The organism is Echinicola jeungdonensis (genome assembly GCF_030409905.1).
GTDB classification, from domain to species: Bacteria; Bacteroidota; Bacteroidia; order Cytophagales; family Cyclobacteriaceae; genus Echinicola; species Echinicola jeungdonensis.
In genome coordinates this window covers 3,033,231-3,046,719 of the sequence record NZ_JAUFQT010000001.1, presented here as the reverse complement: position 1 = coordinate 3,046,719, position 13,489 = coordinate 3,033,231, and the positions used below count along the sequence as shown (strand labels likewise).

11 protein-coding genes are annotated in these 13,489 nt (G+C 38.1%); 10 read left to right on the top strand and 1 reads right to left on the bottom strand.

Annotated elements, in window-relative coordinates:
• The first annotated feature begins 63 nt into the window (after positions 1-63).
• From ftsH to QWY93_RS12685, 4 genes are all read left to right on the top strand, one after another.
• A complete protein-coding gene (ftsH, locus tag QWY93_RS12700) occupies positions 64-2,139 on the top strand; it encodes an ATP-dependent zinc metalloprotease FtsH (RefSeq protein WP_290248634.1) in 2,076 nt (691 codons plus the stop codon).
• 420 nt (positions 2,140-2,559) lie between these two features.
• Entirely contained in the window at positions 2,560-3,324 is a 765-nt protein-coding gene (locus tag QWY93_RS12695; protein WP_290248633.1) for a UDP-2,3-diacylglucosamine diphosphatase, read from the top strand.
• On the top strand, positions 3,321-4,136 hold the full coding sequence (locus QWY93_RS12690) for a hypothetical protein (RefSeq protein ID WP_290248632.1): 816 nt from the start codon (positions 3,321-3,323) through the stop codon (positions 4,134-4,136). Before QWY93_RS12695 ends, QWY93_RS12690 begins: the two co-directional genes overlap by 4 nt.
• 264 nt (positions 4,137-4,400) lie before the next feature.
• Complete coding sequence (locus QWY93_RS12685; protein ID WP_290248631.1) at positions 4,401-4,853, top strand: T9SS type A sorting domain-containing protein; 453 nt, start codon at positions 4,401-4,403, stop codon at positions 4,851-4,853.
• 31 nt (positions 4,854-4,884) lie between these two features.
• Here the strand turns inward: QWY93_RS12685 and QWY93_RS12680 are convergent, their stop codons facing one another.
• Positions 4,885-5,313, bottom strand: coding sequence for an FKBP-type peptidyl-prolyl cis-trans isomerase (locus QWY93_RS12680; protein ID WP_290248630.1), 429 nt, complete (start codon positions 5,311-5,313; stop codon positions 4,885-4,887).
• Positions 5,314-5,544: 231 nt separating this feature from the next.
• On the opposite strand from QWY93_RS12680, the gene QWY93_RS12675 reads away from it, so the two are divergent.
• From QWY93_RS12675 to QWY93_RS12650, 6 genes are all read left to right on the top strand, one after another.
• Positions 5,545-6,927: a sigma-54-dependent transcriptional regulator gene (locus QWY93_RS12675; protein WP_290248629.1), complete on the top strand. Its 1,383-nt coding sequence runs from the start codon at positions 5,545-5,547 to the stop codon at positions 6,925-6,927.
• A complete protein-coding gene (locus QWY93_RS12670; RefSeq protein ID WP_290248628.1) occupies positions 6,917-8,260 on the top strand; it encodes a sensor histidine kinase in 1,344 nt (447 codons plus the stop codon). Before QWY93_RS12675 ends, QWY93_RS12670 begins: the two co-directional genes overlap by 11 nt.
• 249 nt (positions 8,261-8,509) lie before the next feature.
• Positions 8,510-10,372 carry a cation:proton antiporter domain-containing protein gene (locus QWY93_RS12665; RefSeq protein WP_290248627.1) on the top strand — a complete coding sequence of 621 codons (1,863 nt, stop codon included), beginning with the start codon at positions 8,510-8,512 and terminating at the stop codon, positions 10,370-10,372.
• A 345-nt stretch (positions 10,373-10,717) separates the two neighbouring features.
• Complete coding sequence (locus tag QWY93_RS12660) at positions 10,718-11,257, top strand: type 2 periplasmic-binding domain-containing protein (protein ID WP_290248626.1); 540 nt, start codon at positions 10,718-10,720, stop codon at positions 11,255-11,257.
• 151 nt (positions 11,258-11,408) lie between these two features.
• Positions 11,409-12,260, top strand: a complete 852-nt coding sequence (locus tag QWY93_RS12655; RefSeq protein WP_290248625.1) for a UDP-2,3-diacylglucosamine diphosphatase — start codon at positions 11,409-11,411, stop codon at positions 12,258-12,260.
• A gap of 2 nt (positions 12,261-12,262) precedes the next feature.
• Complete coding sequence (locus QWY93_RS12650; RefSeq protein ID WP_290248624.1) at positions 12,263-13,393, top strand: glycosyltransferase family protein; 1,131 nt, start codon at positions 12,263-12,265, stop codon at positions 13,391-13,393.
• Positions 13,394-13,489 lie beyond the last annotated feature (96 nt).

The window sequence follows — 13,489 nt, the reverse complement described above, 5'->3', positions numbered from 1 at the left end:
TGGCTCAAACCTTCACCGTTTAAATCCGTTTTACCTAAAGTTTACAGCATTAATTAATGACCAATGAGTGATAAAAACAAAAATAAAAAGTTCATCCCTAAACCGCCTCAAAAGCCGAATTTTCAACTTTGGTTGATCATCACGGCCGTAATTGTATTGATCGGAATCACTTGGTTTAATAACCGTAGTGCCATGATAGAAATCACCAAGATGCGGTTTGAGGAAATGGTGATGAGCAATGATGTAGATAAGGTAGTATTAATCTACAATCAAAATTACGCTAAGATCACCCTAAAAGAGGAGGCCCTGGAAAATCAGAGATACAAGGATGAATTAGAAAATCAAAATCCATTTTTCAGCCCTACAGGCCCACACTATAAATTAACTATACCATCTATAGATACATTTGAAGAATATTTTGATGAGCTTCAGGGAAATCTACCTAATGATCAAAAAATAGAATACACAGCTGACAAAGAAGACAGCTGGGGCAATTGGTTTGGAAGCTTCGGCTTTTTATTGCTGATTTTCTTCCTATTCTGGATCATGATGCGTAGAATGGCAGGTCCTAGTGGCCCCGGAGGCCAGATTTTCAATGTAGGAAAATCCAAAGCCCAATTGTTTGATGCTGAAAACAAAGTAAAAATCACTTTTGACAATGTGGCAGGCTTGGATGAAGCCAAAGAAGAAGTTCAGGAAATTGTGGAGTTTCTCAAAAACCCCGGCAAATTCACCAAGTTGGGTGGTAAAATTCCAAAAGGTGCTTTGTTAGTAGGCCCTCCTGGTACTGGTAAAACCTTGTTGGCAAAAGCTGTAGCAGGTGAAGCAGGCGTACCATTTTTCACCCTGTCAGGTTCCGACTTCGTGGAAATGTTCGTAGGAGTGGGTGCTGCGAGGGTCCGTGACCTTTTCAAGCAGGCCAAAGAAAAAGCCCCTTGTATTATCTTCATTGACGAAATTGATGCCATTGGCCGTTCCAGAGGAAAAGGCCAAATGCCAGGTTCCAATGATGAAAGAGAAAACACACTGAACTCCTTACTGGTGGAGATGGATGGTTTTGGTACCGATACAGGGGTGATTGTTTTAGCGGCCACCAACCGCCCGGATGTGCTGGACAGCGCCTTGCTGAGGGCGGGTCGTTTTGACCGTCAAATCAGCATTGACAAACCAGATATTCTTGGAAGGGAAGCTATTTTCAAAGTTCACCTGGAACCCATCAAAACCAGTTCGGATATCGACCCTAAAAAACTCGCTGCCCAAACTCCTGGTTTTGCGGGTGCAGAGATTGCCAATGTTTGTAATGAGGCTGCCCTGATTGCTGCAAGAAGAAATAAAGAAGCTGTTGATATGCAGGATTTCCAGGATGCCGTGGATCGTGTCATTGGTGGCCTTGAAAAGAAAAATAAAATCATTTCTCCTGAAGAGAAAAAAATCGTTGCCTACCATGAGGCTGGTCACGCTGTAGCAGGTTGGTTCCTGGAGCATGCTGACCCATTGGTAAAAGTAAGTATTGTTCCAAGGGGAATAGCTGCTCTAGGATATGCGCAATACCTGCCAAAAGAGCAGTTCCTTTACCAGACCGAGCAATTGATCGATGAAATGTGCATGACCTTGGGTGGTAGAGCTGCCGAAGAATTGATTTTCGCCAAAATTTCCACTGGGGCCTTGAGTGACCTGGAAAGGGTGACAAAAATGGCCTATTCCATCGTTTCCATTTATGGTATGAACGAAAAAATAGGAAATGTCAGCTTCTACGACAGCAAATCGAATGAATACAACTTCAACAAACCTTATTCAGAAGCCACCGCTGAGACGATTGATGAAGAGGTGAGAAAGTTGATCAGTTTTGCCTATGAAAGGACCAAGGAATTGCTGAAACATAGGTTACCGGAACTGGAAACCTTGGCCAAGGAATTGTTGCAGAAAGAAATCATCTTCCAATCTGACCTTGAAAAACTGATTGGCAAAAGGCCATTTGACCGGGAAACTACTTATGAAGCTTTCACAAGGAAAGCAGAGGACCGTGATAAAAAAATCGAGAAAGAAGAGAAGGAAGAAGAAGAAAAAGAAAAGGGAAAATCCACCAATAATGGTAAATCTACAGATGTAGAAGAAACCCTCAGTGAAAACAAAGATTAATTTCCTTCAATAAAATTTTAAAAAGCTTTCCTGAAATTTTTCAGGAAAGCTTTTTTTTGCCCTGGGTGAAATAAATTGGGCGGATTCCCGGAATGGAGCATAAATGTTTTGGAATCCTTTCCTTAGGTTTTTAGATTGATTTTATTCCTAATAATTGAAGAGAAACCATAGAATATTACCTAACGTGTAAATTTCCAAATCAAGATTTACCCTTTCCTGCTGTCCCCCATTACAAATCAAATGGAGCTTTTTCTTTTCTTCCCCATACCTTTTCATCCCACAAGTTTGACTACCATTTGGAATTCATTTTCCCATAACCAAAAGATTGTTAAATTTGGCAGCAAAAAAAATTGGCAACTCAATATTCCATTATTTGAACAAGAAATGGGAAATTATTCGCCCCAGAACAATAAAGTATTCATGAACATTAATATAAGCGCAACACAAAAAGTATTTTTTGCTTCAGATTTTCATTTAGGGGCTCCAAACCGTAAATCCAGTAGAAAACGTGAGGATAAAATTATTCGTTGGCTGGAAAATATAGAAGAGGAGGCAGCAGCTGTTTTTCTGGTTGGTGATATTTTTGATTTCTGGTTTGAATATGAGAAGGTGGTTCCCAAGGGTTTCATCAGGTTTATTGGAAAAATTGCCGCCATGAGGGACAAGGGAATTCCTATCTTTTTCTTTACAGGAAACCATGACCTTTGGATGAAGGATTATTTCACTAAGGAACTGGGAATCCCTGTTTACCATCATCCCATTGAAGTAGAAATCAATCATAAAAAAATGCTGATTGGCCATGGTGATGGCCTTGGTCCTGGCGACAAGAATTATAAAGTGCTAAAAAAGATATTTACCAATAAGCTCTGCCAGTTTCTGTTTAAATGGATCCATCCCGACATTGGGATCAGTCTCGCAGAAAAATGGTCCAACAGCAGTCGAGTCACCAACGAAAATAAACAGGAAGATACCTTTAAAGGTGAAGGGGAATGGCTTTGGAAGTATTGCCAATCCGTGGAGGAAAAAATTCATTTTGATTATTATATCTTTGGCCATAGGCATCTTCCCCTAGAATTGCCGGTCGGAAAGAAATCCACCTATTATAATCTAGGTGAATGGGTAAATCAGTTCACCTATGGGGAATTTGATGGGAATACCTTCCAGCTTCTTAAATTTAAAAAATGAATCGGGCCTTTTTGATCATATTTTTTTTAATATCCCAGTTGGCAACTGCCTGGGGACAAAACATTAATTGGTCCCCTGCCAAAAAAATAAAATGCCGGGAGCTCACTTTATTGACCATTGATGCAAGAGATCAACTCGTTTGTGCTGATACAGAAGGTAACCTATTTCAACTCCAATCAAATGGAGATACAATCAACCATTACTCGCCTCCCACTCAGGCTTCCCTTCAGCAACTTGAAATCTCCAGGTCTATCCAAGTTTTTACCTTTTCCGAGGATTTGCAGAGAATAGAAATTTTGGACCGCTTCCTCCAACCTTTATTTTCAGGTCGTTTGGATCATTCAGATATAGGGTGGATCAAAACGGCCTGTTTAGGAAACAATAATGTCATTTGGATATTTGATGCTGCAGATTTATCTCTTAAACAATTCAATTACCAGCGAAAGACCATCCTTCAAAATCAACCTTTGGCCCTTATCACCCAAAACCCACAATGGCCTGTTTTGGGCCTGATCGAACACAAAAACATGTTATTCCTTCAGGTTGAAAACAAGGGTATCTTTTTATTTGACAACCAAGCCAATTACCTCGATTTTATTCCTTTAGAAACCAATCAAAAGGTAAGTTTTTATGAAGATCAAATATTTTATATTTCTGAAGGAAAAATAATCAGCATCAATATTCAAAGCAGGGAAAAATCCTCTTACTCTTTACCCGCTAGGGATTTTGAAAAGATAAGGATCGGCGCAAAAAAAATGGCAATTTTTTCCCAAACCGAAATCCAAGTTTACGATTTCCCATTTTTTCATTAAGCCCAAAGTTTCAGGCATTTAACAATCATTAACGGCCACTTTATTGGAAAATAAAATTACGAGGCTTTTCTTTGCAGTAAGAATAAAGGGAGACACCACGTATTTTATACAATATATCATGAATTACTATTCAATATTTAAATAAAATATTTATTTATTACAATCTTATTCATCACAAATGAATCCAAAACAAAAATTATAAGAAAATTAAAAAAATCCGAATTGATTCAGTATATGGATTGATTTTTGCAATTTTACCTGCTGATGAAACAAATTTTACTAAAAAAGATATTTACTTCCGGATTTTTATTTACCCTTCTTTATTTTAGTTCAGGTATGGTGGGGGAATTTTATGCACAAGATTTTCTTCCTAAGGGAGAAGGCTCCGTTACCTTCCCGAAAAATTTAAATCAGCCGGATGTGGATTTTGACCTGAAATCCACTGGCCAAAAGAAATTCAAAATAGTCCTTGATGAAAAGATTAAAAACAAAACAGCTGTCAAAATTTTTGATATTGTTGGCAATCTTATTTTGGAGGACGCTATTGAACCAAAAGACGGAAAGCAAAAAACCTATAATTTTGCCCATATTAAAAGTCAACTTTTTGTTGTTGAGGTAGGAAACTCCAAATACAATAAGACCAAAAGCATTTACGCAGATCCTCAGGGCGAAAAAAAAGAAATAAAAAAAGCCGGTGAAACGGCTTCAACAGAATAGGAATAAAAAACCCGGCTTAGCCGGGTTTTTTTTAATCTACTTCAACTAATTTAATTTCAAATACTAGGTCCTCACCTGCCAATGGATGATTAGCATCCAAAGTGATTTTCTCCTCATCTACATCCACTACTTTTACAGGAACAGGTTGTCCTTCTTGGTTTTGAATGGATAAATCCATACCCACTTCTGGTTTGATGTCAGCTGGAACTTTGTCCATGGGCACATCAATCATCATCTCCTCCCGCTTTTGGCCATAAGCCTCATCACATGGAATAGTAATATTTTTATCTTCACCTACAGTCATTCCCTGTACTGCAGAATCAAAACCTTGAATCATATTCCCTTCGCCGAGTGTAAATTGGAGCGGCTCTCTGTTTAATGAAGAGTCGAAAACGGTTCCATCTTTTAACTTACCTGTGTAGTGAACTTTTACAGTGTTTCCTTTAGCTGCTACAGACATTTAATTATTTTTTTTTGTGAATTTTGAATTAACTTAAAGGTAACACTTTTTAAAAGGGATTAAAAACAATCCCATGCTTGATTTAAAAACTGTTCATTTACGTTCTTTTTTTGTACGATTCCGAACGCAATATCCTCAAAAAAAGCTAAATTCACTCAGTATCAGGTCCATAATATTTTGGCATCATTTCAGTACCACAAATTCCCGACAACTACCTAAACTCCCCAACAGATGGAAGAAAAAAACCTAGGCAAAATATTGATAGTAGACGACAATGAGGATCTACTATTTGCAGCTAAAATGTTATTGAAAAAACATGCCAAAGAGGTTACCATTGAAAAAGACCCCAGAAGAATTCCTTTTTTGATCAACAACAATAATTATGATGTTATCCTATTGGATATGAATTTTACTGGGGATACCACTTCTGGCAAAGAAGGTTTCCATTGGTTGAAGCAGATCAAAGAAATAGACCCCAAAGCTGTGGTTATTCTTATCACTGCCTTTGGGGATGTGGAAATGGCCGTTCAAGCCCTGAAGGAAGGGGCCACCGATTTTATCCTTAAACCTTGGCAAAATGAAAAGCTTCTAGCCACTCTAAGTGCTGCCTGCCGCCTAAAGGAAAGTTATAAAGAAGTGGACAGCATTTCCCAAAAATCCAAACTACTGCAGGCGGACCTAAAAAAACCATTTTCTGAAATCATTGGGCAAAGTGCTGCCATGAAAAATATTTTTTCCATTATCGATAAGGTAGCCCAAACTGATGCCAATGTCCTAATCCTTGGAGAAAACGGAACAGGTAAGGAACTCATAGCAAGAGCAATTCACGACCGGTCTCTTCGAAAAAATGAAATTTTCGCCGGGGTGGATATGGGGGCTTTGACCGAAAGCCTTTTTGAAAGTGAGTTATTTGGCCACAAGAGGGGCGCCTTTACTGATGCTAAAGAAGACCGGATAGGTCGTTTTGAAATTGCGGACAAAGGGACCCTTTTTTTGGATGAAATCGGCAACCTGAGCATGCCGCTTCAGTCTAAACTATTGACTGCTCTCCAAAAACGGGAGATCACAAGAATTGGCACTAATAAAGCCATTCCTGTGGACATCCGGCTTATTTGCGCCACCAATTTGAATGTCCATGATATGGTCATGAAGGGGACTTTCCGACAGGACCTCCTCTACCGGGTCAATACAGTGGAAATATTCCTACCCCCTCTAAGGGAAAGAAAGGATGATATCCCTTTACTTGCTGATCATTTCCTGAAAATTTACTCCAAAAAATACCGGAAAAATTTTGATGGCTTAACACCTGGGGCTCTTCAATTGTTGCAACATTATCCCTGGCCGGGCAACATTCGGGAATTACAACATGCTATAGAAAGGGCCATTATTATGGCGGAAGGAAATGAATTGGATTCCAGAGATTTCTTTTTCTTATCCTCCAAGCCCATCACAGAAAAAGTCAGTACACCAAACTCACTTAACCTGGATGAGGTTGAAAAAAATGTAATTCAAAAAGCTATTGATAAAAATGGGGGTAATATCTCCAAAGCCGCCAAGGAATTGGGATTAACAAGGGCTTCTTTGTACAGAAGATTAGAGAAATATGGACTATAAAATTGGTTTATTGGGAAGGGTAATTCTACTTTCCATTACCATATATGGATTGGCTTATACCATCGTCAATGATTCGGGGGTATTTGCTATTTCATTGTTTATCATTTTGGCCGTTTCCCAATTGATTTTTTTGATCCGGTATGCTGAAAGCAGTTTTAAAAAAGTCCGGCAGTTCCTGGACAATATCAAGCAAAACAATTATGCCACCGTTTACCCCGTCAAATTTGACGGCACTGAAACCGATGATCTCCACATAGAATTCAATGCCATTCTTGCCAAATTAAAAGAAGACCAAGCTGACAAAGAGGCCAATTTTCAATACTTCCGATCGGTATTCCAACACCTTAGCATAGGACTGATCACCTTTAATGAGGACGGAAAGATTCAAATTCTCAATACAGCAGCCAAAAGGATGCTTAACATCAACCAATTGACTTATATTGATGAGATAGAAAAGGTCAATAAAGAACTCAATCATTCCATACAAAATTTAAGGACCGGGGGTAGTGAATTGATCAAAATTGCCCACCCCGACGGGATTATGCAGCTATCTGTTTATGTCATTGAACTGGTCCTCCGAGGGGTAAAATTCAAATTGGTTTCCCTTCAAAATATCCAAAGTGAATTGGAGGAAAAGGAAATGGAAGCCTGGCAAAACCTGGTTAGGGTATTGACCCACGAAATTATGAACAGCATCGCTCCCATCTCCTCTCTTGCCTCTACCATAAAAGGAGAAATCCAAGGACAACTGGATAAGGGGGGGGACATATCAGCAAGTGAATTGGAAGATTATTTAATGGGGATATCAACCATCGAAAAACGCAGCGAGGGTTTGATCAATTTTGTAAGTGATTTTAGAAGCCTTGCCCATATCCCCAACCCCAAGTTTGGTGCCATAAAGCTTAAGGATCTTTTTTCACAAATTGAAATGCTATTTCACCCCCAAATGGAGAATGAAAACATCCAGTTCAAAAAATCAATCAAACCCTCTGACCTTTTGTTATTTGCCGACGGGGGGCTGATAGAACAGGTCCTGATCAATTTAATACAAAATGCCATCCATGCAGTGGATCAGGTGGAATCAAAAAAAATCAACCTTTCGGCCTTTATTGATGAATCAGGTAAAATCATTATTGAGGTTACGGATTCCGGTAAGGGTATAGAAGAAGAAGCTTTGGGCAAAATTTTCATACCCTTTTTTACGACCAAACAAAAAGGTTCCGGAATTGGCCTTAGTTTATCCAAACAAATAATGAGAAGGCATAAAGGAAATATCCAGGTCAAATCAAAAGTAGGCGAGGGCACTTCATTCAGACTAATTTTTAACGCCTAATTATTATATTTATCACTTTTTTATTATAAATTTTTATTTTTTCTAAAAAATTAAAAACAATTCATTACAAAAAACATTTTTTAACCACAAAAAAAATCAAAGAAACAATAAGATATTAACCCCTAATTTCCAGTATTTTAACTTCAAAAAGCAAGCATTACTGGAAATTTTAAATTGGATCAGTTGTCCAAGGATAGTATTTTTTCAAAACTGATTTACTAATTTGTTACCTAAAGTGCTTCAATTCATATGGATGTAGTCAATTATACACCCTTATTTCTAATTTTCATTATCGCCTGGATCGTCCCATTGATGTTATCCTGGTTGGAAATCACCAAAGTCCCTTCAGTTATAGTTGAAATCATTATGGGGGTTATCATAGGCCCCTATGTTTTTGACATTTTGGAGGATGTGCCCTATTTAAAATTCCTTTCAAAAACAGGCTTTTTGTTTTTGATTTTTTTGGCGGGCCTTGAAATCGATGTTAAAAAAATCGTCTCATCCTTCCCAAGAAACAAAGTCAAAATGGTTGATCTGATCAGCAACTCCCTACTATTGGCCATTTTCATTTATTTTGGATCCTTATTTCTGTCCTTACCTTTTGCCTGGTTGGTCAGTCAGTTTATTGAAGTGGATATTGTATTTTTCACCCTTTTACTGCCCACAGTAGCCCTTAGTATTACTGTCCCTATATTGAAAGCTGAAGGGGAGCTTACCCGGAAATTTGGGCAAATCATGCTTATGGAGGGAGCTATTGCCACGGTGATGAGTATTATCCTTATTTCAGTATATTCTGGAGTATTGAAAAATGGATTTCAGGTAGAATTATTACTATTCACGGTCATCTTTTTTGCTTTTTTGATTGTTTACCAGATAGGCAAAAGATTGATTAAGATAAGGACCTTTCAAACCCTATTATATACATTGGAGCATGCGGCCAGCCAAATCCGGATCAGGGGTACCATTGCTTTGGTTTTACTATTTGTAATCATTGCCCATTGGATCGAATCGGAATTGGTTATGGGAGCCTTTTTTGCCGGCTTGTGGCTAAGCCTTTTTGTCAATAAAGAAAGGTCCGCCCTCCTTTTTAAACTGGATGGTATGGGTTATGGCTTCTTTATCCCGATATTTTTTATCATGGTCGGAGCTAATTTGGATCTTTCGGCCCTGAAACAATTCCAAAGTTCTATTCCCTTTATACTAACCTTAACCTCCGGTTTTTTCATTACCCAAATCATCCCTGCTTTTATCATGGTAAAGATATTTGGCTGGAAAAAGGCAATGGCAGGTGGAGTATTACTTTCAGCAAGGATGGGACTGGCCATTGCATTTGCGCAAATCGGCCTTTCATTGGGGGTGATTTCCTCAGCAGACAATGCAGGGATTGTCACTTCTGCCATTCTGACAAGTTTAATTTCCCCATTGGCTTATAAATTATTTAACAATATTGGAGAACACCTTCACCATATTTACATCTTTGGTGGAAGCAGGGCAAGTTTGTTTTTGGCCGAAAGGTTTAAAATGCACGGGCTCTCTTGCATGACAATTCTCCAGAACAAAAACATCATTCCTGAATTTGAAAGGAAAGACCTCACTTTCAAACAAGTGGAAAAGCTGGACACCCAGGTATTTGATGATATTACCCTTAGGACCTCAGACTTGGTGGTGGTCTTGACAGAGTCCAAAAACACCAACAAAAAATTGACAAAATTCATCAAAAATGATTTAAATCACAGCAAAATTATTACCCGTAAAAATTCCGCTTCCAGGGATTTGGTGGACTCCAATAATGAAATAAAATTGATTGATCATGATGAAATTTTGGCCACCCATGTGGAAGATATGATTGTAAGGCCGGATTCAGTTGCTTCACTTTCTGAAAGTTTTAATATCTATAGGGTGGAAGAAATTCAGGTTTCCCGAAAAGACCTGCACCGGAAACTGGTCAAGGAGGTGGCATTTCCACCTTCGGGTTCATTGGTCATCCAAAAAAGAGGGAATGAAATATTTATCCCGCATGGAAATACCCATTTGCTTTTGGGCGATGTGATCACTGTAATCGGAAACCCCACAGCACTGGTAGAATTCAGGAAAATTCTGGAACAGAATTAGTATATATTTATGGAAAAAAAATTGATTCGTAATTAATAGACACGGGTACTCCTTAAGGCAGCCTAATTTGTAATTGGTTTCTATACCATTAGGGATTTGATAATCCTGGCCCTTTAAATAGACCTAAATTTCCGTTGGAAGGACAAGAGGCACCCCCTGTGATTGCTTGAACACCAATTTTTCATAATTTATGAAAATCTAATGTTCTCAGTATTAAACCGTGGTTGGGTGATCCAGAAACTTGAAAATTTTTATTATCAAACAACTTGAAAACCCATTCCATCAAGGTTAAAATTAATAGAGTAATCTTTTATTATCACCCCAAATTCCCCACCTACCATTATCATGAAACACAAACTAATACTCACCTTATTAGCCATATTTTTCCTTAATAATATTGAGATTGTTGCCCAAAAATATGAAGTGGATTATGCAGATTTAATCCAGAAGGAATTAGGTGGACAAAGAGAGGTGGCTGTAACCAGTGGTTATGTTGATATTTTGACCGAGGAGTTTGCCATAGAGGTAGATTTTGCCCCAAAATGGAAAGAGGCCATTGGGCAAGCATTATGGTATGGGTTACAAACCAATAAGTCACCAGGAATTGTATTGATAAAAAAAGAAGAAAAAGATCAAAAATATCCTATCCAATTGGAAACGGCCCTTCAATATGGAAATCTGGATCAAAAAATAAAAGTTTGGGTTTGGCCGGATGATTTCAATGTGAATGAACCCCAAAAAACCAATAACGATGAAGATACCAATTATTGGTTAACAACAGACACGAATATCAGGCATAATTCCGGTTGTAGGTATTTTAAAAAAACTGAAGGGGAATTTTGCAGTGAAGAGGAAGGGGTTGCATGCCAGATTTGCGGTGGTTAAATCCTTGATTGTTCTTAATTATTTTTTAACCTAATTTTTCCGGAAAATAAAGCATGCTGACTAATAACCTCATAAACATCTCAATTTCATAATAACGAATTAATCATCAGTTAACTTCCCTTTTCTACTTTGCATGCAAAAGCGGAAAATTTTGAAAACACAATTTAAGACCATTGTCATTTCCGATATCCACCTTGGCACAAAAGGGTCAAAGGCTAAAGAAGTCGTCCGTTTCCTAAAAAAACACAAATGTGACAACCTTATCCTTAATGGGGATATTATTGATGGATGGCAATTGAAAAAATCTGGAACATGGAAAAGGAAACACACCAGGTTTTTTAATAGGATATTGAAAATGATGGACAATGACCGAACTAAAGTATTTTATCTCAGGGGAAATCACGATGATTTTTTGGATCAAATTCTCCCCCTCGAGGTCGGAAACCTCTCCATCCAAAAAGACCTGATTTATGAATCCAGGGGAAAGAAATATTTTGTGCTCCATGGGGATATTTTTGATAGCATTACCACCAACTTGAGATGGATAGCCTACCTAGGAGACATTGGGTATACCTTTTTGCTTTGGCTTAACCGACAAGTTAATTACCACCGTAGAAAAAAAGGGCTACCTTACTTTTCACTTTCCCAATACTTAAAGGGAAAAGTAAAATCTGCCGTATCCTATATAGACAAATATGAGGAGGAGCTGGCCATGATGGCCAAAGCTAAAGGTTGCGATGGAATTATCTGCGGACATATCCACAAAGCAGAATCAAGGATTATAGATGGCATAGAATACCATAATTCCGGAGACTGGGTAGAAACCATGAGTGCTTTGGCGGAAGACCATGATGGAAATTGGCAATTAATTTTTTATAATGAAATTGATTTTTGCAGGCCGGAACCTGACAATGTCATTCCTTTCCCAGAATCTGAGGCCTATAAAACCGTGGCTTTTGACAGGAAAAATGATGATCTGGACAGCCCTCCAATTCGGATCTAGTCATGAAACTTGTATTTATCGTACAGGGTGAAGGCCGGGGCCACATGACCCAAGCCATTGCCCTACATCAAATTTTAATGGATGCCGGTCACCAGGTTCAAAAGGTTTTGATTGGTAAAAGCAGTAGAAGGAAAATCCCGGATTTTGTCCTCAAAAACCTGGGGTCAAAGCTTAAAACTTTCGAAAGCCCTAACTTTTTCACGGATCAAAAGGACAAGTCCATAAAAATTGGAGCAACAATCCAAAAAAACTTATTAAAAATCAATCACTTCAAAAAAAGCCTTCACCTAATAGATCAGGTCATTCAAGAAGAAAACCCTGAAGTTATTATTAATTTTTATGATGTTTTAGGAGGCATTTATAATGCCCTTAATAAGCCAAATGCAGCTTTTTGGACAATAGGACATCAATATTTGATTTATCACCCACACTTTCCCTTTGCCAACCATTCATTTTTTCATAAATATTTATTCAAGATCAACACCTGGCTTACGGCTTTGGGAGCAAGTAAAATGCTGGCTTTGTCTTTTCAGGAAATGCCTTCCCATAACAATCCAAGGCTGGAAATAATACCTCCTTTACTCAGGGAATCCGTAAAAAATATCACTCCCCTAAAAGGGGATTTTATTTTGACCTATATGGTCAACCCAGGTTATGCTGAGGAAGTAATAAGCTTTGGTCAAAAGCATCCAGAAATTCAAATTGTGGCCTTTTGGGATAAAAAGGGAAGCCCAGAATGCTATAGGCCATTGCCCAATGTTTCTTTTTACCCCATTGATGATCAATTGTTCCTCCAAAAAATGGCTGTTTGCAAAGGCTTGGTATCCACCGCAGGCTTTGAATCTATTTGTGAAGCCATGTATCTGGGAAAACCTGTGATGATGGTCCCTGTAAAAGGGCAATACGAACAAGCCTGTAATGCTTTGGATGGGGAAATGGCAGGTGCGGGCATCCAGCACCATTGTTTTGACTTCAAACTTTTCACAGAATACCTTGACCAGGGTTTTTCACTTCCGGATTATTTCCCTGCTTGGCACGCCCAACTTCAAATTAAAATAGAGGAGATAATTAAAGAAAATAAAATCATCAACAAAATTACAAATTACTTACCCCATAGAGCCATTTCTAAATAAATTAGAAATTATTAGCAAATTTTTTTCAACTTTTTAAAAAATTCACTTATATTTTTTAACATATTTACAAAAGATTTCACCTATCGAAATCGATTT

Bases quoted from the DNA above. Each gene is read 5' to 3' on its own strand.
- QWY93_RS12670 (WP_290248628.1), top strand. From the start codon at position 6,917: ATGGACTATAAAATTGGTTTATTGGGAAGGGTAATTCTACTTTCCATT.
- QWY93_RS12650 (WP_290248624.1), top strand. From the start codon at position 12,263: ATGAAACTTGTATTTATCGTACAGGGTGAAGGCCGGGGCCACATGACC.
- QWY93_RS12685 (WP_290248631.1), top strand. From the start codon at position 4,401: ATGAAACAAATTTTACTAAAAAAGATATTTACTTCCGGATTTTTATTT.
- QWY93_RS12695 (WP_290248633.1), top strand. From the start codon at position 2,560: ATGAACATTAATATAAGCGCAACACAAAAAGTATTTTTTGCTTCAGAT.
- QWY93_RS12680 (WP_290248630.1), bottom strand. From the start codon at position 5,313: ATGTCTGTAGCAGCTAAAGGAAACACTGTAAAAGTTCACTACACAGGT.
- QWY93_RS12690 (WP_290248632.1), top strand. From the start codon at position 3,321: ATGAATCGGGCCTTTTTGATCATATTTTTTTTAATATCCCAGTTGGCA.
- QWY93_RS12660 (WP_290248626.1), top strand. From the start codon at position 10,718: ATGAAACACAAACTAATACTCACCTTATTAGCCATATTTTTCCTTAAT.
- QWY93_RS12675 (WP_290248629.1), top strand. From the start codon at position 5,545: ATGGAAGAAAAAAACCTAGGCAAAATATTGATAGTAGACGACAATGAG.
- ftsH (WP_290248634.1), top strand. From the start codon at position 64: ATGAGTGATAAAAACAAAAATAAAAAGTTCATCCCTAAACCGCCTCAA.
- QWY93_RS12665 (WP_290248627.1), top strand. From the start codon at position 8,510: ATGGATGTAGTCAATTATACACCCTTATTTCTAATTTTCATTATCGCC.